The organism is Cellulomonas sp. GTC20042, assembly GCF_055389595.1.
In genome coordinates this window covers 1432986-1455294 of record NZ_AP043678.1, presented here as the reverse complement: position 1 = coordinate 1455294, position 22309 = coordinate 1432986, and the positions used below count along the sequence as shown (strand labels likewise).

General features: G+C 74.2%; 19 protein-coding genes. 4 read left to right on the top strand and 15 right to left on the bottom strand.

Annotation, left to right across the window (positions count from 1 at the left end; translation table 11 throughout):
• From ACZ5HG_RS06760 to ACZ5HG_RS06740, 5 genes are all read right to left on the bottom strand, one after another.
• The gene (locus ACZ5HG_RS06760; protein WP_464181267.1) at positions 1–921 is read right to left on the bottom strand and encodes an electron transfer flavoprotein subunit alpha/FixB family protein; all 921 of its coding nucleotides are present in this window, start codon (positions 919–921) and stop codon (positions 1–3) included.
• A gap of 29 nt (positions 922–950) precedes the next feature.
• Positions 951–1727 carry an electron transfer flavoprotein subunit beta/FixA family protein gene (locus ACZ5HG_RS06755; RefSeq protein ID WP_464181265.1) on the bottom strand — a complete coding sequence of 259 codons (777 nt, stop codon included), beginning with the start codon at positions 1725–1727 and terminating at the stop codon, positions 951–953.
• Between the two features lie 106 nt (positions 1728–1833).
• A complete protein-coding gene (locus ACZ5HG_RS06750) occupies positions 1834–3147 on the bottom strand; it encodes an MFS transporter (protein WP_464181262.1) in 1314 nt (437 codons plus the stop codon).
• 699 nt (positions 3148–3846) lie between these two features.
• Positions 3847–4866, bottom strand: coding sequence for a LacI family DNA-binding transcriptional regulator (locus ACZ5HG_RS06745; RefSeq protein ID WP_464181260.1), 1020 nt, complete (start codon positions 4864–4866; stop codon positions 3847–3849).
• A 161-nt stretch (positions 4867–5027) separates the two neighbouring features.
• Complete coding sequence (locus ACZ5HG_RS06740) at positions 5028–5480, bottom strand: ribose-5-phosphate isomerase (RefSeq protein WP_464181258.1); 453 nt, start codon at positions 5478–5480, stop codon at positions 5028–5030.
• Positions 5481–5644: 164 nt separating this feature from the next.
• Here ACZ5HG_RS06740 and ACZ5HG_RS06735 point away from each other — a divergent pair, with 164 nt between their 5' ends.
• Together ACZ5HG_RS06735 and ACZ5HG_RS06730 are read left to right on the top strand one after the other, a co-directional pair.
• Complete coding sequence (locus ACZ5HG_RS06735; RefSeq protein WP_464181256.1) at positions 5645–6313, top strand: TetR/AcrR family transcriptional regulator; 669 nt, start codon at positions 5645–5647, stop codon at positions 6311–6313.
• Positions 6314–6403: 90 nt separating this feature from the next.
• The gene (locus ACZ5HG_RS06730; protein ID WP_464181255.1) at positions 6404–8380 is read left to right on the top strand and encodes a M13 family metallopeptidase; all 1977 of its coding nucleotides are present in this window, start codon (positions 6404–6406) and stop codon (positions 8378–8380) included.
• 78 nt (positions 8381–8458) lie between these two features.
• Here ACZ5HG_RS06730 and ACZ5HG_RS06725 read toward each other — a convergent pair whose 3' ends face one another.
• The 9 genes from ACZ5HG_RS06725 to ACZ5HG_RS06685 all read right to left on the bottom strand — a co-directional run bounded on the left by ACZ5HG_RS06725 (position 8459) and on the right by ACZ5HG_RS06685 (position 14990).
• On the bottom strand, positions 8459–8791 hold the full coding sequence (locus ACZ5HG_RS06725) for a hypothetical protein (RefSeq protein ID WP_464181254.1): 333 nt from the start codon (positions 8789–8791) through the stop codon (positions 8459–8461).
• A 65-nt stretch (positions 8792–8856) separates the two neighbouring features.
• Positions 8857–9468: a hypothetical protein gene (locus ACZ5HG_RS06720; RefSeq protein ID WP_464181253.1), complete on the bottom strand. Its 612-nt coding sequence runs from the start codon at positions 9466–9468 to the stop codon at positions 8857–8859.
• Positions 9465–10622, bottom strand: a complete 1158-nt coding sequence (locus tag ACZ5HG_RS06715; RefSeq protein ID WP_464181251.1) for a hypothetical protein — start codon at positions 10620–10622, stop codon at positions 9465–9467. Before ACZ5HG_RS06715 ends, ACZ5HG_RS06720 begins: the two co-directional genes overlap by 4 nt.
• 95 nt (positions 10623–10717) lie before the next feature.
• Complete coding sequence (locus ACZ5HG_RS06710) at positions 10718–11428, bottom strand: ABC transporter ATP-binding protein (RefSeq protein WP_464181250.1); 711 nt, start codon at positions 11426–11428, stop codon at positions 10718–10720.
• A 98-nt stretch (positions 11429–11526) separates the two neighbouring features.
• The gene (locus ACZ5HG_RS06705) at positions 11527–12021 is read right to left on the bottom strand and encodes a hypothetical protein (RefSeq protein ID WP_464181249.1); all 495 of its coding nucleotides are present in this window, start codon (positions 12019–12021) and stop codon (positions 11527–11529) included.
• 171 nt (positions 12022–12192) lie between these two features.
• Positions 12193–12753: a hypothetical protein gene (locus ACZ5HG_RS06700; RefSeq protein WP_464181248.1), complete on the bottom strand. Its 561-nt coding sequence runs from the start codon at positions 12751–12753 to the stop codon at positions 12193–12195.
• 184 nt (positions 12754–12937) lie between these two features.
• Positions 12938–13675, bottom strand: a complete 738-nt coding sequence (locus ACZ5HG_RS06695) for a hypothetical protein (RefSeq protein ID WP_464181246.1) — start codon at positions 13673–13675, stop codon at positions 12938–12940.
• Positions 13676–13753: 78 nt separating this feature from the next.
• Positions 13754–14311: a DUF6636 domain-containing protein gene (locus ACZ5HG_RS06690; protein WP_464181245.1), complete on the bottom strand. Its 558-nt coding sequence runs from the start codon at positions 14309–14311 to the stop codon at positions 13754–13756.
• Between the two features lie 49 nt (positions 14312–14360).
• Complete coding sequence (locus ACZ5HG_RS06685; RefSeq protein ID WP_464181243.1) at positions 14361–14990, bottom strand: mycothiol-dependent nitroreductase Rv2466c family protein; 630 nt, start codon at positions 14988–14990, stop codon at positions 14361–14363.
• Positions 14991–15167: 177 nt separating this feature from the next.
• Here ACZ5HG_RS06685 and pepN point away from each other — a divergent pair, with 177 nt between their 5' ends.
• On the top strand, positions 15168–17783 hold the full coding sequence (gene pepN, locus ACZ5HG_RS06680; RefSeq protein ID WP_464181241.1) for an aminopeptidase N: 2616 nt from the start codon (positions 15168–15170) through the stop codon (positions 17781–17783).
• A 131-nt stretch (positions 17784–17914) separates the two neighbouring features.
• Here pepN and malQ read toward each other — a convergent pair whose 3' ends face one another.
• Entirely contained in the window at positions 17915–20080 is a 2166-nt protein-coding gene (malQ, locus tag ACZ5HG_RS06675) for a 4-alpha-glucanotransferase (RefSeq protein ID WP_464181240.1), read from the bottom strand.
• A gap of 60 nt (positions 20081–20140) precedes the next feature.
• Between malQ and ACZ5HG_RS06670 the strand changes: the two genes are divergently transcribed.
• Positions 20141–22297 carry a prolyl oligopeptidase family serine peptidase gene (locus ACZ5HG_RS06670; RefSeq protein ID WP_464181239.1) on the top strand — a complete coding sequence of 719 codons (2157 nt, stop codon included), beginning with the start codon at positions 20141–20143 and terminating at the stop codon, positions 22295–22297.
• The last annotated feature ends 12 nt before the right edge of the window (positions 22298–22309 follow it).

Here is a 22309-nt window from a genome sequence, read left to right as displayed (position 1 = left end):
TCAGGCCCCGCGCAGCGCCGCGGCCAGCGCCGGGGCGACCGCGTACAGGTCGCCGACGATCCCGTAGTCGCACTCGGCGAACACGGCCGCGTCCTTGTCGGTGTTCACGGCCACCACCGTGCGGGCCTGCCGCACGCCGACCATGTGCTGCACCTGGCCGGAGATGCCGAGGGCCAGGTAGACCTCCGGCGCGATCTGCCGGCCGGAGACGCCCAGGTAGCGGTCGCGCGGGAACCAGCCCGAGCCCTCCGCCAGCGGGCGGGAGCACGCGGTCACCGCACCCAGCGCGTCGGCCAGGTCGGTCACCAGCGCCAGGTCCGCCTCGGCCTTGAGGCCACGGCCGACACCGACCACGCGGGCCGCCGAGCCGAGGTCCGCCTGCACCGCGCGGGCCGGGGCCTCCTCGACCACGGTCACCGGGTGCTGCTGCGCGGCGGGGACCGTCCGGATCGGGGCGGGGTCGGTGGCGGTCGGGTCGGCCAGGGCGTCGACCACCAGGGCCACCGGGCCGCCGGTGACGGCCTCGGAGGTGGCCGCCGCGCCGTTCAGCGCGGAGCGGTGCACCAGCAGGCCACCGTCGATCGCCTCCAGACCGGTCACGCCGGCCAGCGCCGGGGCGCCCAGACGGGCTGCGGCCGCACCGAGCAGCACGCGCTCGGCGTCGCCCGGGACGGCCAGCAGCGCCGCGGGGGCCAGACCGGCCACGACCTCGGCGACCGCCGGGGCCAGCGCCTCGACCGGCGCACCCTCCGGCCCGGTCACGTGGACGACCTCGTCGACGCCCGCAGCGGCGACCTGCTCGGCCACGGCGGCGGGGCCGGCGACGACCGCCGTCACCGGGCCGCCCGCCGCACGGGCCAGCGCGACCGGACCGGCCACGCCGGCGTCGGTCCCGACGATGATGCACAGGGTGGAGCTCATGGGTCCTTCTCCTTCTCGGTCGCGCAGGCTCAGAGGATCGCGTCGGCGCGCAGCGCGGCCACCAGCTCGGCAGCGGCGGCGGCGGGGTCCGAGGCGTCGATCATCCGGCGGCGACGGGCGGGGGTCTCGGGGCGGGCGATCGTGCGCACCTCGACGCGGGCGGCGCCCGCGGGTGCGGCGACATCGGCCGGCTCGCGCACGTCCACCGGCTTCTTGCCGGCGGACAGGATGTCCTTCATGCCGGGCACCCGGGGCAGCGCCGCATCGGTCGCCACCGCGAGCACCGCCGGGCCCTCGACCCGCAGCGTGCGCGTGCCGCCGCCGGCCGCCTGCTCGACCACCAGGCCGCCGTCCACCGGCGTCACCGCGGAGACCTGCGCCAGCGCCGGCCAGCCCAGCACCCCCGCGAGCAGCGTCGGCACCAGGTGCGCGCCGACGTCCACCGAGGAGTCACCGGTCACGACCACCTGCACGTCGCCGATCTCCCCCACCAGCGCGGCCAGCGCCTGCGCGGTGGTGGTGCTGCCCGCGTCCTCGAACGCCGCGTCGGCGACCAGCACCGCACGGTCCAGCCCGCGGGACAGGGCGGCCTTGCGCGCCATCGGTGACCCGGCGTCCGGACCGCCCACGCTGATGCCGACCAGCTCGGTGCCGAGGGTGTCGGCCAGCAGCCGCGCCACCTCGATCGCCACCGGGTCGTACTCGCTGACCGCGCCCTTGGCACGCGACCAGTCGACGGTGCCGTCGGCCCCGATCGAGACGTCCTGCGGGTTGCGCGCCCACTTGTAGGCGACGACGACGGTCATGGTCTGCTCCTTGCTGGTCGTGCTGACTGACGGGGGTGTCCGGCGCGGGGGCGTCGGGGGGTCGTGCGGGTGCGTGCGGATCAGGGGTGCGGCTCGGTGGTGCGGTCTAGGGCACCGGGACGAGCGGCGCGTCGGGGGTGGTGGTGCGCAGGGCCGGCGAGGTGCGGGCGGTGCGGACGGCCACCGCCATCAGCAGGCCGACCACCGCGTAGGCGCCCACGCACACCCACCACGCGCCGTCGAAGGTGCCGGTGGCGTCGTGGATGCGGGCGTAGAGCACCGGCGCGACGGCGGCGAACAGCCCGAGCGCGACGGTGACGAAGGAGTAGATCCGGCTGTACCGCGCGGTCCCGAAGAGCTGCCGGACCGCCAGCGGCGGGATCACGGTCAGACCGGCGTACGCGCCGCCGAACAGGAAGCAGCCGAGCAGGAACACCGCCGTGGTCGTGCCCGCGGCGATCACCACCACCGAGCCGATCGCCCCGAAGGCGGCCGCGATCAGCGTGGTCGGCAGGATGCCGAGCCGGTCGAACACCCAGCCCAGCGCGAGCTTGCCCAGGATGCCGCCGACCATGATCGCCGAGACGCCGGTGGCGCCGGTGGTCGCCGACAGCCCCTGCGAGTCGGCCACGCTCGGCACCTGCTGGAGCATCGAGGCGGTCATCGCCAGCAGCCCGGACAGCAGCAGCACGGCGAGGAAGGGAGCGGAGCGCAGCACGCGTCCCAGCGCGGGGGCCGGCGCGGCGGCCGCGGCCGGCTCGGAGGACTCGGCGGGTGCGTCGGAGTCGTCCGCGCCGTAGGGGCGCAGGCCGAGCTCGCCCGGGGTCAGCCGCACCACGGCGAGCACCAGCGGCACAGCCATCAGCCAGGCGACCACCGCCATGATCACGCGGGTCTCGCGCCAGCCGACCGCCTCGATCAGCCGGCTGCCGACCGGGTTCGCCACCGCCGCGACCACGCTGGCGAACGCCGCCGCGATGCCGACCGCCAGCCCGTTGCGCCTGGTGAACCAGTTGTTCACCAGCAGCGGGACCGGCAGGTAGAACAGGAAGGAGAACGCGATGCCGAGCAGCGCCCCGCCCGCGTACCAGTGGGCCAGCTCGGTGAACAGCGAGCTCGCGCCGTAGACCACCGCCGCCAGCGTCACCGCCCCGGCCAGGATGAACCGGATGCCCGTGCGCGGCAGCAACCAGCCCGCCACCGGCAGCGACGCGGTCATGAACAGCGCCACGAAGGTCAGGTACGAGTTCAGGTCGCCCAGCGACCAGCCCATGTCCTCGGACACCGGGACCAGGTAGATGCCGGCGGAGTTGCCGATCACCCCGACGCTGGCGCCGAACAGCGCGCAGCAGGCGACGAGGATCAGCCACGCCCGGTGGGGGCGGGCCGTCTGCGGACGCGAACGGTGAGCCGAGGACATGCAGGACCCGCCTTCCTGGGAGCGCGCACGAGGCCGCGGGACCGCCGCGTCGAGCAGCCGGGCGCAGGGCTGCGCCGGCTCCTCGGGCCTCGTGATCCTCGTCGACCGCCGATGGAGTACGCCACTGAACCTATGGCTGATTAACCGGTTCAGACGGGACTATCGTCCTCGGTCCACCAAGGACAAACGTCCTGCGTGCGAATTGCATCACACGTGCGTTGCGAAAATACGTCCGCGCATTGGTGCGGGCGCGGCGGGAATGATGGGACGACCGGCGCAGGAATGTGGGACCACGGTCCCAGACGCGTGCGGGCGCGCCGCCGGGAGCCGCGGGCCGGCCGAGGTGACGTTCAGACGCCCGGTCAGACGATCAGACGCGCGGGCACGCACGTGCTCGCGGGACTCCCGCGCATGCCTCACGCCTCACGCGCACGTCCTGCGTCCCGAGCTTCGTGTGCACGCCGCACCCGTACCCCGCCGCACGCGCGCTCCGCACCCGCCGAGCCTCGCGCGAGCGCCTTCTCCCGCCGAGATTGCACAACACGCCGCATCGTTCGCCACGCACACGGCATGTCGTGCAATCTCGGCGCACAGCCGCGGGCACAAGCACACAGCGCGGGCGCGAGCGCACAGCGCACGCAGGCCCGCGCGCGGGTCAGAGCACGCAGGTCAGAGCGCGCAGGTCAGAGAGCGCGCAGGTCAGACCGCGCGAACCGGCGCGGTGCTCCCCCGGGGCACGAACACCGGCGCCCCACCGGCACCGTCGCCGCCGTCGCCGCCCGCCACGATGTCCAGCAGCATCCGCACCGCGCGGGCGCCCTGCTCCAGCGGGTCGTGGTCGACCGCCGACAGCGTCGGGTGCGTGTACTCGCACAGCGACGCCTCGCCCCAGGCGACCACCGACAGCCGACCGGGAACGTCGACCCCCATCTCGGCGGCCACCGCGATGCCGGCCATGGCGGTGACAGTGTTGTCGAAGACCAGCGCGGTCGGCGCGTCCGGCCGGGTGAGCAGCGCGCGCGTGGCGGCCGCCCCCTCGGCGGGCGAGGCCCCGCACTCCACCACGGCGGTCTCGGTGACCCCGGCGGCGGCGCAGGCCTCGTGGAACGCGCGGGTGCGGATCGTCGAGTGCACCAGCACCGCGCGGTCGGCCACCCGGGCGATCCGTCGGTGACCGAGCGCGGCCAGGTAGTGCACGACGTCGTGCACCGAGGCGGCGTCGTCGGTCCACGAGGTCGGGATCCCGCCGGACACCGAGGGGTCGCCGACGCCGACCGCGGGGATGCCGGCCTCGGCCAGCAGCGCGGGGCGGTCGTCGCCGACGCGCAGGTCGATCAGCACCACGCCGTCCACCCGGCCGCCGCTCCACCACGAGCGCAGGGTCAGCTGCTCCTGCTCGTGGTCCGGCACCACCTTCATCAGCAGCGACACGGCGTGCCGGGACAGCTCGCCCTCGACGCCCTGGAGGAACCCGGTGTAGCAGGGCTCGATGCCGACCAGGCCCGGCGGGCGGTTCAGCACCAGGCCGACGGTGTCGGTGCGGGCGCCGGAGAGCACCCGGGCGGCGGCGTTCGGGGTCCAGCCCAGGTCCTCGGCGGCGGCGAGCACCCGCGCGCGCGTCGAGGCGGCGAGACCGGGCCGGTCGTTGAGCGCGTAGGACACCGTCGCCTTGGAGACGCCCGCGCGCGCGGCGACGTCCGCCATCGTGACCCGCTTCACGCTGCCTCCGGCCCTGCGTCCGGCGTGCGGCGGGAGCCGGCACGTCCGAGCGGTGATGCTACCCGGAAGTCGGACACCGACGAATGTCGCCGCGCCCGCGCTTGACGCGGTTCAGCGAAGCGCTTCCCTGCGCGAACGTCCGCGCAAGAAAAAGAACCGGTTCAGGAACGCTGCGCCTCGTACGCCGCGAGCTGGTCGATCCGGCGCTGGTGGCGCGGGTCCTGGCTGAACGGCTCGGCGACGAACGCATCCACCAGCTCCAGCGCCTCGTCCACCGAGTGCTGCCGGGCGCCGATCGCCACCACGTTCGCGTCGTTGTGCTGACGGCCCAGCCGCGCGGTGTCCAGGTTCCAGGCGAGCGCCGCACGCACGCCGGTCACCTTGTTCGCCGCGATCTGCTCGCCGTTGCCGGAGCCACCGATCACCACGCCCAGGCTGCCCGGGTCGGCCACCACGGCCTCCCCCGCGGCGAAGCACACCGCCGGGTAGTCGTCCTGGGGGTCGTAGGCCTCGGCGCCGTGGTCGACCACCTCGTGCCCACCGGCACGCAGATGCTCCACGAGCGCGACCTTGAGCTCGAATCCGGCGTGGTCGGCGGCGACATGGATACGCATGGGGCCATAGTGCCCCATCGGCCCGGACGGCGTGCCGATCCGACCGGCGCGCGGACCCGTCGCAGCCCCGCCAGGTCACGGGCGGATCCGTCCGTGCGTCTCCGCAGGGTGCATCCGCCCCGGGATCGGTAGCCTGACCCCGCCGCCGAAGGGAGCCCCGCCGCATGACCACCGGACCGACGCCCGCGCACGACCCGGACACCGAGGACGCCCGTCCGAGCAGCCCCCGCCGCGAGGTCACCCGCCGCCGGGTGCTGGACGCGGCACGCCGGGTGTTCGCCGAGCAGGGCCTCGCCGGCGCCTCCGTGGACGACGTCGCCCACGCCGCCGGCTTCACCAAGGGCGCCGTCTACTCCAACTTCCGCACCAAGGAAGAGCTGTTCTTCGCGGTCTTCGCCGACATGAACGACCTGATGATCGCCGCTGCCGAGCAGGTGATCGCCGAGGCGCCCGAGGACACCGACGACCCGCGCCGCATCATCGCCGGGGTGATCGAGCGCTTCGCCCCCCTCGACCGGGAGTGGGCGCTGATCAACGCCGAGTTCCGCCTCTACTCGCTGCGCAACCCCGCGGCCGTCACGCCGATGGCCGAGCACACCCGGCAGACCCAGGAGCGCCTGCACGCGATGTTCGCCGTCGCCCTGGACCGGCTGGGCCGCGAGCCCGTCGTGCCGATCCCCGCGCTGGTCGCCATGATCGTGCCGGTCTACGTGGACGCCGCCTCGGCGGTCCCCGCGATCACCTCCGAGGGCACCGCGGGCGCCGACCCCGAGGTGCTGCCCGCCATGCTGTTCGCGCTGTCCCGGCCGCGCGGGGAGGTCGCACCCGCCTGAGGTGGGCGGCGACGCCTACGCTGGCTCCGGGCGCGCACCGACGCCCCGGGCCACCGCCCGCGCACCACCGGAAGGGACGCACCTCCACCCATGACTCGCAGCGGCATCGACCTCACGGCCCTCGACCCCGACGTCCGCCCGCAGGACGACCTGTACGCCCACGTCAACGGCCGCTGGGTCGCCTCCCACGAGATCCCGGCCGACCGGGCGATGGACGGATCCTTCCGCGCGCTGCACGACCAGGCCGAGGAGCAGGTCCGCGACATCATCACCGAGGCCGCCGACCTGGCCGAGCCCACCGGCGTGCAGGCCCAGATCGGCGCGCTCTACGCGTCCTTCATGGACACCGACGCCGTCGAGGCCGCCGGGGTCGCCCCGCTGCGCCCCGAGCTGGACGCCATCGCCGCCGCCGGCGACCCGGCCGCCCTCACGCGCGTGCTCGGCGACCTCCAGCGCACCGGCGCCGTCTCCGCCACCGGCTTCTGGGTCGACAACGACGCCAAGGACCCGGAGCGCTACGTCGTCTACCTCACGCAGTCCGGCCTCGGCCTGCCCGACGAGTCCTACTACCGCGACGAGCAGTACGCCGAGGTGCTGGCCGCCTACCGCCCGCACGTCGCCCGCATGCTGCGCCTCGGCGGCTGGTCCGCCGACGACGTGACCGCCGGCGAGGCCGCCGGCCGGGTGCTCGCGCTGGAGACGAAGATCGCCGCCGGGCACTGGGACGTCGTCGCCGACCGCGACGCCGACCGCACCTACAACCCGACCACGCTGGCCGCGCTGGCCACCGACGCCCCCGGCTTCGACTGGGCCGCCTGGGCCGACGCCCTCGGCGCCCCCGCCGGCTCGCTCGACCAGCTCGTCGTGCGCGAGCCCTCCTTCGCCACCGCCTTCGCGGCCCTGTGGGCGTCCGAGCCCGCCGCCGACTGGCAGGCCTGGCTGGCTTACCACCTGATCACCGCGCGGGCACCGTTCCTCAGCAGCGAGGTCGTCGAGGCCAACTTCGACTTCCACGGCCGCACCCTCACCGGCGCCCAGGAGCTGCGCGACCGGTGGAAGCGCGGCGTCTCCCTGGTGCAGGGCGTGCTCGGCGAGGCCGTCGGCGAGGTCTACGTCGCCCGACACTTCCCGCCCGCGCACAAGGACCGCATGGAGGTGCTGGTCGGCCACCTGGTCGAGGCCTACCGCGAGTCGATCAGCGGCCTCGACTGGATGGGCGAGGAGACCCGCGCCAAGGCGCTCGCCAAGCTCGACGCCTTCACCCCGAAGATCGGCTACCCGGTGAAGTGGCGCGAGTACTCCGCCCTCGAGGTCCGCGCCGACGACCTGCTCGGCAACGTCCGACGCGCCTCCGCCTTCGAGCAGGACCACGAGCTGCACAAGATCGGCCGGCCGATCGACCGCGACGAGTGGTTCATGACCCCGCAGACCGTGAACGCGTACTACAACCCCGGCATGAACGAGATCGTCTTCCCCGCGGCGATCCTCCAGCCGCCGTTCTTCGACGCCGACGCCGACGACGCGGTCTCCTACGGCGGGATCGGCGCTGTGATCGGCCACGAGATCGGCCACGGCTTCGACGACCAGGGCTCCAAGTACGACGGCCAGGGCCGCCTGGAGGACTGGTGGACCGAGGCCGACCGCACCGAGTTCGAGAAGCGCACCTCCGCGCTGATCGCGCAGTACGACGGCTTCAGCCCCGCGCAGCTCGACGGCTCGCACCACGTCAACGGCGCCCTCACCATCGGCGAGAACATCGGCGACCTCGGCGGCCTGTCGATCGCGCTCAAGGCCTACCGGATCGCACTGGGCACCCCGCTCGACCAGGCGCCGGTGATCGACGGCCTGACCGGCGTGCAGCGCGTGCTGCTCGGCTGGGCGCAGGTCTGGCGTGCCAAGGGCCGCGACGAAGAGGTGATCCGCCGGCTCGCCGTCGACCCGCACTCCCCCGACGAGGTCCGCTGCAACGCGGTGGTGCGCAACATCGACGAGTTCGCCGAGGCGTTCGACGTGCAGCCCGGCGACGGCCTGTACCTCGCGCCGGAGGAGCGCGTGCGCATCTGGTGACGCCGTGACGCCCGCCCCGGTCGCTGCCCGTGGGGTGGCGGCCGGGGCGTCGTGCGTCCGGCGGGTGCTGCCCGGGGCTCAGTCGCCGACGAACCAGAGGTAGCGGTGCGGCCGCGCCATGTGCCCGGCGACCAGGACCCTGATCCCCGCCAGCAGCGTCCGCGACCCCTCGGACGGCGCGGCCCGGTGCCACGCGTCGAGCTCGGCGACCACCGCAGCCGACTGGGCACGGTTGAAGCAGGTGCTGCCGTGGGGCTCGACGTGCGCCAGCAGCGGGAAGCCCGCCGATCGCCCCAGCCGCAGCAGGTCCGCGGTGACGGTCACCGGCGGCATCGGCAGGGTGACGAGCGCGTCCTCCAGGCGCGCGAGGTCGTGATGGCGCTCGTCACGGACGACGACGGAGATCGGCACGGACGCATTCTGCTGGACGACGCCCGATCCCGGGGCCGATCCTGCCGACGGCGGAGGGCGCGCGCTCACCCGGCGCGTGCATCCCGGGTGACGTAGAGCGCGCACCCACCGCACCACAGCAGCACCGCGACCACCGCGGCGGACCTGCTGTCCGGCGTGTGGCTGAGCACCGCCCACCAGCGCGCCGTGCCGGCGAGATCGGTGGTGCCGAAGATCCAGCCGGCCAGGGCGAAGAGCGACAGCGGGACCCAGGCGAGCGCCGGGCGCAGCAGCACGGCGCAGACCAGCACGATGCCGGTCCCGATGATCCCGTTGCGGGCGACCAGCACCGCCCCGTCCAGGCCGAGCCCACGCGCGACCGCCACCGTGACACCGGTGACGACCACCAGCGCCGACAGCAGCAGCGTCCAGGCGAGCCGGCACGCCACCAGGCGCCACCCCGCCACCGGGCGCTCGATCTCCGGGCCTGGGGCGCCGAGGCCGCGAAGGCAGCCGAAGGCCGGCAGCACCGCGGACACGCCGAGGGCGACCAGGGCGACGTGGTCCATCAGCGGCACACGACGCAGTCCCACCGGGGCCCACCCGACGACGAGCACGCTCGCGACGACGACCACGGCAGGCGGCACGAACCCGCCGCGCGACCGTGCGAACAGCACCGGCAGCGGTGCGAGGCTCACCAGCATCCTCGACAGGTGCGCAGGTCGACCAGCGCCGCCTGCGCCTCCGGGAGCGTCGGCCGTAGGTCGAGCGGTCGACCGTCACCGCTCCACGACCAGGTCGACGTCATCGGGCCGACGTCGAACTCCGGGTCGAGGTAGCGCGTCACCGCGACCAGGGCGCGCACGTAGGCCGCGTGATCGGCCTCGGACCACTCGGGTGCCTCCTCGGGGACGGAGCAGCCGGCGAGTCCGCTCGCGAGGTCGGTCGCGAGCCCGCCGCCTTCGTCGCTCGAGATCGGCGCACGGACGTCGAGCCAACCCGGGAGAGGCTCGGGGGCGGCGGACACCGGGCCGTAGCGGACCGCAGCCGTCTCGGGGGCGAGCTCCCGCAGCCGGGCGTCCAGCGGGCGTATCGACTCCGCGAGGCCGGCAAGGGTGTGCTGCTGATCGCGCGGAAGGCACACCTGCGAGCGTGCCGAGACGTGCTCGCACGGCCAGGTCGAGACGTCCGCGAGCGTGAACATGCCGGAGGTCACCGCCGCAGATCGTTGCTGCTCCACCGGCACCAGCGCCACGACAAGGACGACCAGGCACACCCGAGCGGCGCGCCCCGCACCGGTCGCGACCGCCACCAAGACCGTCATGAGGGCGATCACCATGACGAAGAGTCCGAGCTGCCACCCGACCGCGGCCGGCACGAAGTCCAGCACCACCACCGATGTCCCGGTGGCCCCGGTGAACGCGAGCAGTCCCGGCGCGATCCCGTGGTCGAAGATCAGGAAGGCGTACGTGAGCGCCGCGGCCAGCGGAGGCAGCGACCACGATCTCCTGTGCGCAGGAAGGCAGGCCAGCGCGGTGCCGAGGACGGCCGCGGCGAGCAGGCCGATGATCGCGAGCACGAGCGGGAACCATGCGGCCGGCTGCCTCCAGGGGACCGTCGACCCGTGCACCCGCGCGAGGACCACGCCCAGCACGGCGCACGCGACGATGCCGATCGAGGCCCATGCCGCGAGGCCGAGCGACCGGCCGACCAGCAGCCGGACCCTGGACGCGACGGGTGCCACCGCGAGCAGATCGAGCGCTCCGGTCCGCCGGAGCCGCACGGCGTCCGCGGCGGCGAGTCCGACGATCACCGGCCAGAGGATGATCACCTGGGTCGTCGCGGCGTCCACCGCCCAGAGTCCGCTGCGGAGAACAGGTCTGTCGGGAGTCAGTAGGAGGACCAGCCCGAGACCGACTGCGACCAATGCGACCGGCCAGAACCGCCTCATCGCCCGCCCTCGCCCGGGTCCGTGCGTTCGCGGGCGACAGCGCCCGCGAGCAGATCGAGCAGGGCCGACTCGGCAGAGGACTCGGCGGCGACCGCCTCGTCGGCCCCGTCCGGGGCGTCACCGCCGCCGCGGCGCCGCACGAGGTCCGTCGGGCTCCCCGACCACACCGCGTGGCCGGAATCGAGGACCAGCAACGTGTCCGCGGTGCGCACGACGTCCTCGACCAGGTGGGTCGACAGCAGCACCGTCCGGTGCGCGGCGAGGTCGCCGAGCAGGTGCCGGACGCGCAGGCGCTGCACCGGGTCGAGCCCGGAGGTCGGCTCGTCGAGGATCACGACGGAGGGGTCGTGCACGAGGGCCTGCGCCAGGAATGCGCGCCGCCGCTCGCCGCCGGACATCCGCCGGATCTGCACGTCCCGCCGGTCACCGAGCCCGACCTCGTCCAGCACCTCCCGCGCCCGCACTGTCGCACGTCGCCGTCCGAGGCCGCGGAGCACGCCGACATACCCGGCCAGCTCGGCCGCGGTGAACTCGCCGGGCCACCCGGGCTCCTGGGGCAGCAGGCCGACCTCGTGCCGATAGGCGGCGCGCTGCCGTGACGACCGGACCTCGGCGCCCCTGACCAGCAGGCGACCGCTGGTCGGGACCAGGACGCCCGCCAGCATCCGGAGCAGCGTGGTCTTGCCGGCTCCGTTGGGCCCGAGCACACCGTGCACCCCCGGACCCCAGGTCAGATCCAAGGGTGCGAGGGCGTCGATTCCACGGTACGCACGCGCCAGACCGTCGGCCCGAAGCGTGGTGACCATCAGAAGGTCTTGCTCGCGCAGGAGTCGGGGGCGAAGTGCACGTCGAGGCACACCCGCGCCGTCGTCGTCCACACCCCGGTGTTGTCCGCCGACGCCCGGATCATCACGCCGGTGCTGATGGTCCCCTCGGTACGCGACGTCTGGGTCGAGCCATCGGAGACCGTGGTCGGCACAAGCAACCACTTGCCGCCGGGATAGCCGCGCCAGACGTTCTGCTGGTGCAGCCCGACCAGCTCGCCGTACGACGCCTTTCCGTCCGCTCTCCGGTCGCGCACCGTGAAGTCGGCCGAGTGGATGTTGCCGCCGGCGACGCCGGAGTAGCCGCGGAAGACGCTGGCGCTGCCACTCGTGACGATCGCGCCGTCGCGCCGCGCGGTCAGCGTGCCCGTGCTCAGCGCCGAGGCACCCACCCCCGCACCGATGAGCAGGGCCGACGCCCCGACGACAGCGGCGACCGCCCTGGACCTGAGCTTGCCTGCCGAGACCGATCGCATGGGGACTCTTTCGTCCGCATCCCGGGGACGACGTGTCGTCCACCGACGGCGAGGACGTCCCGCCGTGCGCCCACCGTGTCCCGGTCGCGGGCGCCCGCACCACCCCTGATCAGGAAGTTGAGTAGCGCGGGAGCGAATCTGAGTATGTCCGGGGGGAACCGGGTAGGTGGGCTAGGACGACCCCGTCAGCAGCCCCAGCGGATCCCGCAGGCAGCGCTCGCCCACGGTCCCCGGCCCTCCCCCCGGGACGCCGTCGGCCGCCTCGAGGTCGTGACGGGTGTAGCCGGGTTCCACGATCCCCTCCCGGACGAGGCACTCCGCCGCCAGCGCGAGCATGTCGTCGTTGTTCGGGTTGACGGCGATGATGTCCGAGAGCGCCACCACCCCGCCGTCCGCGAAGGCGCACTCACCCATGACCTCGGCCGTGTCCTGCGTGCCACCCGTGCTCGTCACCGTCTCGTAGCCGAACTGGTCGTACTCCACCGTGTACCCGCGCGACTCGTAGCACTCGGTGACGAGGGCCAGTCCCTCCGCGCGTTCTGCTGGGGTGATCGTCGAGTCGCTGAACACGGCGAGCCCGAAGGGGACGTCCGTCATCGCCGCCCATGCGGCGAAGGTGTCCGCCCACGGCCCGGTGTACTGAGCCGTGCCCTCCGGAGCAGGAGCAGGTCCCTGCCCGGGCGAGCACCCGACGAGCAGCACGACCGCACCGATCTGCACCAGGGACGCCATCCTCCGCACTTCCACGCCTTCCTCAGAAACGTTCACGACCGCTCGGGCTGGAAAGCCCTGCCGTGCGACCACCGTGCCCGGCCGCCACGCGACCGCACCATCCCTCAGCGGGAAGTTGAGTGGTGTGAGGCGCGTCTGAGTACCGCCTGCGTAGGTGGTGTGCGGTGCACCCCTCGCGCCGGGCTCAGCCCGTCGGGTCCACGCCGCCCGGGTGCGCGAGCCAGGCCGCCAGGCTCACCGCGTCCTCGGACACGCAGAGCACCGCGGCGGCAGGTTCCGACGGGCAGAACCACACGGCGACCGGGTCCCCGACCGCGAGCTGGACCTGCGTGCTCGCCTGCACGTCGAGCCACCAGGAGCGGTCCGGCACGTCCGGGGTGGTCACCGTGATGCGGAGCCGGTGCGGGTAGTCGGCCATCAGCCGCAGCGCGACCACGCGTCCCTCCGCCCGACGGTGCTCGTCCAGCAGCCGTGCCAGCGACGGCCACCACTGCTCGCGCGCGCGGTAGCCCGCCCAGGACGGCCACGCCGGCACGGCGAAGAGCAGCGCCGTCCCCACGGCCGGCACCCCGCCGCCGGTCACCGCAGCGCCGACCGCTCCGATGACCGCGCCCAGCAGGAGGCCGACCGGATGGCCCCGCAGGTGGATCAGCATCGCGGGGACCAGCGCCAGGCCGAAGCCGACCAGACGGGACGTGCCGAGATCGAGCCCCGGGATCCGGACGGCCGACGCCGCGGGCAGCAGCAGCGCACCGAGCAGCAGACCGAGGACGAGACCGGTCACCACCCGCCGCGGCCGGGGCCGCACGTCCTCGACGGCCTCACGCGGGAAGGTCCAGGTGTCCGCGGCCGTCGGCACGACGCTCAGCACCACCGGGTGCCGCTTCACCAGCACCGTCCCCTTGGGTGTCGGTTCGCTCATGAGGGCCATCATGCTGGATCACCGGCAGCAGATCGGTCGTTCCCCGACCCCCGTCGGGACGCGATCAGGTCGAGCGCCTCAGGGCAGCGTGACGAGCTCCGCCGTCGCCACCCGGAACCCGACGCCGGACTCCTCCACCACGCAGGTCATCCCGTTGGTGGCGCTGGTGCAGGTGTAGCCGTCGACCTGCTGCGAGCGCCCGTAGTCGAGCACGGTCACGTCGGCGGAGGCGACGGCGGGGTCGGCGCCCTCGACGCAGGGCACGGTGACGCCGTCGGTGTTCAGCACGACCATGTGCCCGGTCGACCCGGTGCAGCCCTCGACGGCGGGCGGCGCGAAGGTGATGTGCGCGATCGTGCAGGTCACGCCGTCGGCGGACATGGTGCAGGCGATGTTGCCGCTGGGCGACGCGAAGGTGGACACGTCGGCGGAGGTGGCCTGCGGCGAGGACGCGTCCGACGTGCCCGACGGGCTCGACCCGCCGGTGGCGGAGGTCGCGGCCGGCGACCGGTCCCCCGCGGTGTCGTCGCCGGAGTCGCCGCCGCTGAGCACGATCGCCGCCGCGATGACCAGCGCGAGCACGAGCACGGCGTCCACGCCCAGGAAGATCTTGATCCCACGGCTCAGCCCTGACATGTGATCCCCTCCGTCATCCTCGACCGGCAGACGCCCCGCCCCGCGGCGGTCACCCGAAGTCCGGGCCCGCGGTGCGCGTGCGCTTGATCTCGTAGAAGCCGGGCACGCCGGTGACCAGCACGAACCCGTCCCACAGCCGACCGGCGTCCTCGCCCTTCGGCGCGGGGGTCATCACGGGGCCGAAGAACGCGGTGCCGTTGACGGCGACGACCGGGGTGCCGACCTCGTCGCCGACCAGCGCGATGGCCTCGGCGTGCGAGGCGCGCAGCTGGGTGTCGAACTCGTCGGTGTCGGCGTAGGCGGCCAGCGAGTCGGGCAGGCCGGCCTCGGCGAGCGACTCGCGGATGATCGCCGCGGTGTCCTTGCGGCCGCCGGGGTGCCGCCGGGTGCCCAGGGCGTCGTACAGCGGCTTGAGGTGCTCGGCGCCGTAGAGCTCCTGCGCGGCGATCAGCACCCGGACCGCGCCCCAGGAGTCGTCCATCAGCGTGCGGTACTCCTCGGGCAGGTCACGCCCCTCGTTGAGCACCGACAGGCTCATCACGTGCCACCGCACGTCGACGTCCCGGACGCGCTGCACCTCGTCCATCCACCGCGAGGTCATCCACGCCCACGGGCAGGCGGGGTCGAACCAGAAGTCGGCGGTGTCGCGGGCGGGTGCGGTCGAGGGGTCGACGGTCACGGGTGGGGGTCCTTCCAGCGGCGGCTGCGGGCACACGCGCACCCCGCGAGAGGGGGTCGCGTCCGCCATCATGCCCCGCGACCCCGGGTCTCTGTCACCTCCGGCGGCGCACAGGACCGCAGTTCGGTGCAATGATGCCGGACGGTCCACGACCCGATCTTGCGAGGAGAACACCGCGTGCCCGCTGAGAACCTGACCCGTGACGAGGCCCGTGCCCGCGCCGGGCTGGTCGCCGTCGAGCAGTACGACGTCGCGCTCGACCTGACCACCGGTCCGGAGACGTTCACGTCCACGACGACCGTCCGGTTCACCGCCCGCGAGGCCGGTGCCGGCACGTTCGTGGACCTGATCGCCCCCACCGTGCACCGGGTGGTGCTGAACGGCGTCGACCTGGACGTGGCCGACGTGGTCGCGGACTCCCGGATCCGCCTGGACGGCCTGGCCGAGCGCAACGAGCTGCTGGTGGTCGCCGACTGCGCGTACATGAACACCGGCGAGGGCCTGCACCGGTTCGTCGACCCGGTGGACGACGAGGTGTACCTGTACTCGCAGTTCGAGGTCGCCGACTCCCGCCGCGTGTTCGCGGTGTTCGAGCAGCCCGACCTCAAGGCGACCTTCTCCTTCACCGTGACCGCCCCGGCGCACTGGGTGGTCGTGTCGAACTCCCCGCAGGCGGGCGAGCCGACGCCGGTCGAGGGCGGCGTGAACCGCAACGGCGGCGCCGAGAAGGGCACGGCGACGTGGACCTTCGAGCCGACCCCGCGGATCTCGTCCTACATCACCGCGGTCGTGGCAGGTCCGTACCACCACGAGCACGGCGAGCTGACCAGCAGCGACGGCCGCACGATCCCGCTGGGCGTGTACTGCCGCTCCTCGCTGGCCGAGCACCTGGACACCGAGAACATCCTGGACATCACCCGGGCCGGCTTCGCGTTCTACGAGGAGTCCTTCGACTTCCCGTACCCGTTCGCCAAGTACGACCAGCTCTTCGTGCCGGAGTTCAACGCGGGCGCGATGGAGAACGCCGGGGCGGTCACGTTCCTGGAGAACTACGTCTTCCGCTCCAAGGTGCCCGAGGCCACGGTCGAGCGTCGTGCGGTGACGATCCTGCACGAGCTGGCGCACATGTGGTTCGGCGACCTGGTGACCATGCGCTGGTGGGACGACCTGTGGCTGAACGAGTCCTTCGCGGAGTTCGCCTCCACGCTGGCCACCGCCGAGGCGACCCGCTGGACCTCCGCCTGGACGACGTTCTCCTCGCTGGAGAAGGGCTGGGCCTACCGTCAGGACCAGCTGCCCTCCACGCACCCGATCGCCGCGGACATCCGTGACCTGGAGGACGTCGAGGTCAACTTCGACGGCATCACCTACGCCAAGGGCGCGAGCGTGCTCAAGCAGCTCGTCGCCTGGGTGGGCCAGGAGCAGTTCTTCGCCGGCGTCCGGCAGTACTTCGCCAAGCACGCGTGGGGCAACACCGAGCTGCGCGACCTGCTGACCGAGCTGGAGGCCACCTCCGGCCGCGACCTGTCGGCGTGGTCGGCGCTCTGGCTGGAGCAGTCCGGCGTGACCCTGCTCCGCCCGGAGATCACCTCGGCCCCCGACGCCGACGGCGTGGAGCGGATCACCGGCCTCGCCGTGCTCCAGGAGGTGCCGGAGACGCACCCGGTGCAGCGGCCGCACCGCCTGGTGATCGGCGGCTACGACGTGGTGGACGGCGTGCTGGTCCGCACCAGCCGCACCGAGCTCGACGTGGACGGCGCCCGCACCGAGGTGCCCGCGCTGGTCGGCGAGCGCCGCCCGGACCTGCTGCTGCTGAACGACGACGACCTGGCCTACGCCAAGGTCCGCCTGGACGAGCGCTCGCTCGCCACCGCGGTCGCCCACCTGGCACACTTCACCGCCTCGCTGCCCCGCACGATGGTGTGGGCCGCCACCTGGGACGCCACCCGCGACGGCGAGACCCCGGCCCGCGACTACGTGGACCTGCTGCTCGGCAACATCGCGCACGAGACCGACTCCTCGGTGGTCCTGGTGCTGCTGCGCCAGCTCGCCACCGCGCTCGACCTGTACGTGGCCGCGGAGCACCGCACCGCCACCGAGGTCGCCGCGGCCGACCGGCTGTGGACGCTGGCGACCGATGCGGCCGCCGGCAGCGACACCCAGCTCCAGCTGGTCAAGGCGTTCGCCGCCCGTGCCTCGACCCCGGAGCAGCTCGACGCGGTGGCCGCCCTGCTGGACGGCGGCACCCGCCTGGAGGGTCTGAGCATCGACACCGACCTGCGCTGGGAGCTGCTGACCTCGCTGGTCACCGGCTGCCGCGCAGGCGCGGAGCAGATCGACGCCCAGCTCGAGGCCGACCCGACGGCCACCGGCCAGCGAGCCGCCGCCGCCGCGCGCGCCGCGATCCCCACCGCGGAGGCCAAGGCCGCCGCGTGGGCCGCCGTGGTCGAGTCGGGCGACCTGCCGAACGCGCTGCAGGCCGCGACGATCAACGGCTTCGGCCGGGTGCACGACCGCGCCCTGCTGCGCCCGTACGTCGCGCCGTACTTCGACGCGCTGGAGCAGGTGTGGGCGGACCGCACCAACGAGATGGCGCAGAACATCGTGGTCGGCCTGTACCCGACGGAGCTCGCCGACGACGAGACGGTCGACGTCGCGGCGGTCACCGACGCGTGGCTCGCCGAGCACACGGAGGCCGCCCCCGCGCTGCGCCGCCTGGTGATCGAGGCCCGCGACGGCGTCCGCCGCACCCTGGCGGCCCAGCAGGCGGACCGGAGCTACCACCAGCTCTGAGCCCCCGGCTCACCTGCCCGGCCACGAGGTCGGTGGTTCGCGCGCGATCATGCGGCGCGCAACCACCGACCTCGTGCTGAACCACCGACCTCGTCGGGGGGATGTGCGGGGTGGGGAGCTGAGCCTGGCGGTCAGGCCCGCAGCACGTCCACCAGGGAGTGCCAGCGGGGGTTGGTGAGCAGGTCGTCCAGCAGCACCAGGCGGCCGGCGCCGTCGGCCAGCGGGACCTTCCAGTTGGGGTACTCGGTGTCCGTCCCGGGCTGGTTCTGCGCGCGCCGCTCCCCCACGGCGTCGGCCAACGACACCCCGACCAGCACCGAGGGCGTCCGCAGCACGTAGCGGTGCAGCGCCTCGACGACCTCCCGCTCGGAGGGGTCGGCGCCGACCAGACCCCGCTGGCGCAGGGCGGCGAGCATGTCGGCACGCTCCTCCCGCGCGGCCCGGCGCACCTCGGCCACCGGCTGGGTGAGCAGCCCGAGGCGCTCGCGCAGCGCGACGTGCTCCTCGGCCAGGTAGCCCGCCGTGGGCGGCAGGTCGTGGGTGGTGACGGTGGACAGCGCCAGGCGGCGGTACCGCTCGGGCGCCAGCGGCCGGCCCTGCTCGTCCTTCTCGAACCAGAGCACCGAGGTGCCGAGCACCCCGCGCTCGATCAGGTGGTCGCGGACCCACGGCTCGACGTTGCCCAGGTCTTCGCCGATCACGAGGGCGCCGGCGCGGTGCGCCTCCAGGGCGAGGATGCCGATCATCGCCTCGTGGTCGTAGCGCACGTAGGTGCCCGCGTCGGCAGGGGCGCCCTGCGGGATCCACCAGAGCCGGAACAGGCCGATGATGTGGTCGATCCGCACCGCCCCCGCGTGCCGCAGCACCGTGCGCAGCAGGTCCCGGTACGGGCGGTACGCGACGCGGGCCAGCTCGGCGGGGTGCCACGGCGGCTGCGACCAGTCCTGGCCCTGCTGGTTGTACATGTCCGGCGGCGCGCCCACCGACGCCCCGCGGGCGAGCACGGCGCCGAGGGACCACACGTCGGCGCCGTCCGGGTGCACGCCGACGGCCAGGTCGTGCACCACGCCGACGGACATGCCGCCCTCGCGGGCCCGCCGCTGGGCGGTGGCGAGCTGCTGGTCGCACAGCCACTGCAACCAGCAGTAGAACTCCACCCGGTGCGCCAGCTCGGTGCGGGCACGCAGCGCGCCCGGGGCGGCCGGGTCGCGCAGGTCGGCGTCCCACGGCGGCGGACCGTCCCGCTCCACCAGCGCGCACCACAGCGCGAAGTCCTCCAGGCCGCGGCCCTCGCGACGGCGGAACGCGTCGAGGTCGGCCTGGCGGGCGGCCGAGCGCGGGGCGGCGAAGACGACGTCCAGGGCGGCGCGCTTGGCCTCCCAGGCGACGTCCCGGTCGATCGGCCCGTCGTCGGTGTCCAGCGCGAGGGCGCGCTCGGCGGCCCACTCCACCAGCGCGCGGTCCGCGGACGACAGGTAGGCGGTCTCGTCGACGTCCTCGACCCGCAGGTAGAGCGGGTTGACGAACCGGCGGGTGGTCGGCAGGTAGGGCGAGGGGGTGAGCGGCGGCACCGGCTCCGCGGCGTGCAGCGGGTTGACCAGCACGAAGCCCGCACCGGCCTCGTGCGCGGACAGCCAGGCGAGGTCGGCCAGGTCGCGCAGGTCGCCCACGCCCCAGGACGCCCGCGAGCGCACCGAGTACAGCTGGACCATCAGCCCCCACGCGGAGGAGTCGGTCAGCGCCTCCGGCAGCTCCAGGCGGTCCGGGGTGACGGCCACCGGGCAGGCGGCGTCGCCGGAGGGACCGCTGGTGCGCAGCACGTGCCAGCCGAGCGGCAGATCCGCCGGGATCGTGAAGGTGGCGCGGCCGACCAGCCGCCCGTCGACGCTGCGCGGCTCGGTGTAGACGTCGGCCTGCTCCAGCTCGACCGTGCCGCCGGGCCCCGCCGTGGCGGTCGCGGCACCGGCGGCGGCCACCGCCTCGCCCGCACCGATCACCAGCCAGGCCTGCACCGGGTCGCCGTGGGTGACGTGCACCGGCACCTGCACCTGCTGCGACTGCCGCAGCACCACCACCGGGGGCAGCACCTGCCGCCAGGGCGCGGTCTCGGCCTGGCGCAGCGCCACCTCGACCCGTTCCGGGGAGGAGGCGTCCACGCCCAGGGCGCCGAGCACGCCGATCAGCGTGCCGGTGCCCGCCTGCCGTCGTTCGCCGTGGAACCCGTCGAACTCGTGCGCCACGCCGTGCGCGCGCGCCAGCGCGACCAGTGCCGGGCTCGGGGTGCCGTCGTCAGCCACGTGCCGATCCTGCCAGAGCGAGCACCGGCCGGCGGGAGAGCGCGCCGTAGGGTGCTGACCATGACCTCCTACCCCGCCGCCCGCCGCCTGGACCTGGTCGAGGACCTGCACGGCCGTCAGGTCGCCGATCCGTACCGCTGGCTGGAGGACGCCGCCGACCCGGTGACCGAGGAGTGGTCCACCGCGCAGGACGCGCTGTACGCCGCGCACCGCGACCGGCTGGACGCCGCGATCGACGCCGACGGACCGCTGGGGACCGGCCCGCTGACCGCCCGGTTGCAGGCGCTGCTGGGGGCGGGCTTCGTCGGCACCCCGGCGTGGCGCGGGGACCGGCGGTTCTTCTCCCGGCGCACCGGTGAGCAGGAGCACGCGGTGGTCGTGGTGGCCGAGCCCGATCCCGACGTCCCCGGCGCCGAGCGCGAGCGCGTGCTGGTCGACCCGATCGCGATCGACCCGGTCGGCACCACCACGCTGGACGCCTGGCAGCCGAGCAAGGAGGGCGACCTGCTCGCCTACCAGGTGTCGCACGGCGGCACCGAGGAGAGCGTGCTGCACGTGATCGACGTCGCGACCGGCGCCGCCGTGGACGGTCCGATCGATCGCGCCCGGTACTCGCCGGTGGCGTGGGAGCCGGGCGGCGAGGCCTTCTTCTACGTGCGGCGGCTGGCCCCCGAGCTGCTGCCCGAGGACGAGCGGCAGTACCACCGGCGGGTGTGGCGCCACGTGGTGGGCACCGACCCGGCCACCGACGTCGAGATCCTGGGCGCCGGCCTGGACATGACCAACTACTACGGCGTCTCGGTGTCCCGCGACGGACGCTGGCTGATCGCCTCGGCGGCGGCCGGCACCGCCCCGCGCAACGACGTGTGGATCGCCGACCTCACCGCCACCGCACCGGGCGAGGTGCCGGCGTTCCGGGAGATCCACGTCGGGATCGACGCGCAGACCGGCGCCTGGGTGGGCCGCGACGGACGCCTGTACCTGCACACCACCCTGGACGCGGACCGGGCACGCCTCGCGGTGGCCGACCCCACCGAGCCGGGGGTCCCGCACTGGCGCCCGCTGCTGGCCGAGGACCCGGAGGCGGTGCTGGAGGACGTCGCGCTCACCGACGACGGCGGCGACGCCACCGCCCCGCGCCGGCTGCTCGTCTCCTGGCGGCGGCACGCGGTCAGCGAGCTCACCGTGCACGACCCGGTCACCGGCGAGCGCACCGGCACCGTCGACCTGCCGGGTCTGGGATCGATCGGCGGGCTGGCCACGCGTCCCGAGGGCGGACCGGAGATCTGGTTCACCTACACCGACCACACCACGGTCTCCACCGTGCACCGCCACGACGCCGAGCGGCAGGTCACCGAGGTCTGGGCCGCGCCGCCCGGGCTGGTCGCCGACCTGCCCGAGGTGCGGGTGCGGCAGGTCGTCGCCACCAGCGCCGACGGCACCCCGATCCGGGCGTTCGTGGTCGCCCGCGCCGACCTCGTGGACGCCGAGGGCCGCCCCACCGCTCCCGCGCCGACGATCCTGTACGGCTACGGCGGCTTCCAGATCTCCCTCGACCCCGCGTACTCGGCGACCACCCTGGCCTGGGTCGAGGCCGGCGGCGTCTACGCGGTGGCGAACCTGCGCGGCGGCGGCGAGGAGGGCGAGGCCTGGCACCGCGCCGGGCGCCGGGCGCACAAGCAGCGGGTGTTCGAGGACTTCCAGGCGGTGGCCGACCTGCTGGTGGCCGAGGGGTGGACCACCACCGACCGGCTCGCCTGCTGGGGCGGCTCCAACGGCGGCCTGCTGGTCGGCGCCGCGCTGACCCGCAGCCCGCAGACCTGGGCGGCCGTGGTCTGCTCCGCGCCGCTGCTCGACATGGTCCGCTACCAGCGGTTCGGCCTCGGCGTCACGTGGACCGACGAGTACGGCGACGCCGACGACGCCCGTCAGCTCGACTGGCTGCTCGACTACTCGCCCTACCACCACGTGCACGAGGGCACCGCGTACCCGGCGACGCTGTTCACGATCTTCGACGGCGACACCCGCGTCGACCCGCTGCACGCCCGCAAGCTCGCCGCCGCGATGCAGGCGGCGACCTCGGCGACGATCGAGGAGGCGCCGGTGCTGGTCCGGCGGGAGAAGGGCGTCGGGCACGGTGGGCGGGCGCTGTCCCGCACGATCGGGCTGACCGTGGAGCAGCTGCGGTTCGTGGCCGAGCGGACCGGGCTGGCCTGAGACGTGCAGGTG

What these genes read in the sequence shown, in the direction of transcription:
- ACZ5HG_RS06690 (WP_464181245.1), bottom strand. Translation starts at nt 14,311, where the DNA reads ATGTCAGGGCTGAGCCGTGGGATCAAGATCTTCCTGGGCGTGGACGCC.
- ACZ5HG_RS06700 (WP_464181248.1), bottom strand. Translation starts at nt 12,753, where the DNA reads ATGGCGTCCCTGGTGCAGATCGGTGCGGTCGTGCTGCTCGTCGGGTGC.
- ACZ5HG_RS06755 (WP_464181265.1), bottom strand. Translation starts at nt 1,727, where the DNA reads ATGACCGTCGTCGTCGCCTACAAGTGGGCGCGCAACCCGCAGGACGTC.
- ACZ5HG_RS06735 (WP_464181256.1), top strand. Translation starts at nt 5,645, where the DNA reads ATGACCACCGGACCGACGCCCGCGCACGACCCGGACACCGAGGACGCC.
- ACZ5HG_RS06750 (WP_464181262.1), bottom strand. Translation starts at nt 3,147, where the DNA reads ATGTCCTCGGCTCACCGTTCGCGTCCGCAGACGGCCCGCCCCCACCGG.
- ACZ5HG_RS06670 (WP_464181239.1), top strand. Translation starts at nt 20,141, where the DNA reads ATGACCTCCTACCCCGCCGCCCGCCGCCTGGACCTGGTCGAGGACCTG.
- ACZ5HG_RS06760 (WP_464181267.1), bottom strand. Translation starts at nt 921, where the DNA reads ATGAGCTCCACCCTGTGCATCATCGTCGGGACCGACGCCGGCGTGGCC.
- ACZ5HG_RS06705 (WP_464181249.1), bottom strand. Translation starts at nt 12,021, where the DNA reads ATGCGATCGGTCTCGGCAGGCAAGCTCAGGTCCAGGGCGGTCGCCGCT.
- ACZ5HG_RS06740 (WP_464181258.1), bottom strand. Translation starts at nt 5,480, where the DNA reads ATGCGTATCCATGTCGCCGCCGACCACGCCGGATTCGAGCTCAAGGTC.
- ACZ5HG_RS06730 (WP_464181255.1), top strand. Translation starts at nt 6,404, where the DNA reads ATGACTCGCAGCGGCATCGACCTCACGGCCCTCGACCCCGACGTCCGC.
- ACZ5HG_RS06695 (WP_464181246.1), bottom strand. Translation starts at nt 13,675, where the DNA reads ATGAGCGAACCGACACCCAAGGGGACGGTGCTGGTGAAGCGGCACCCG.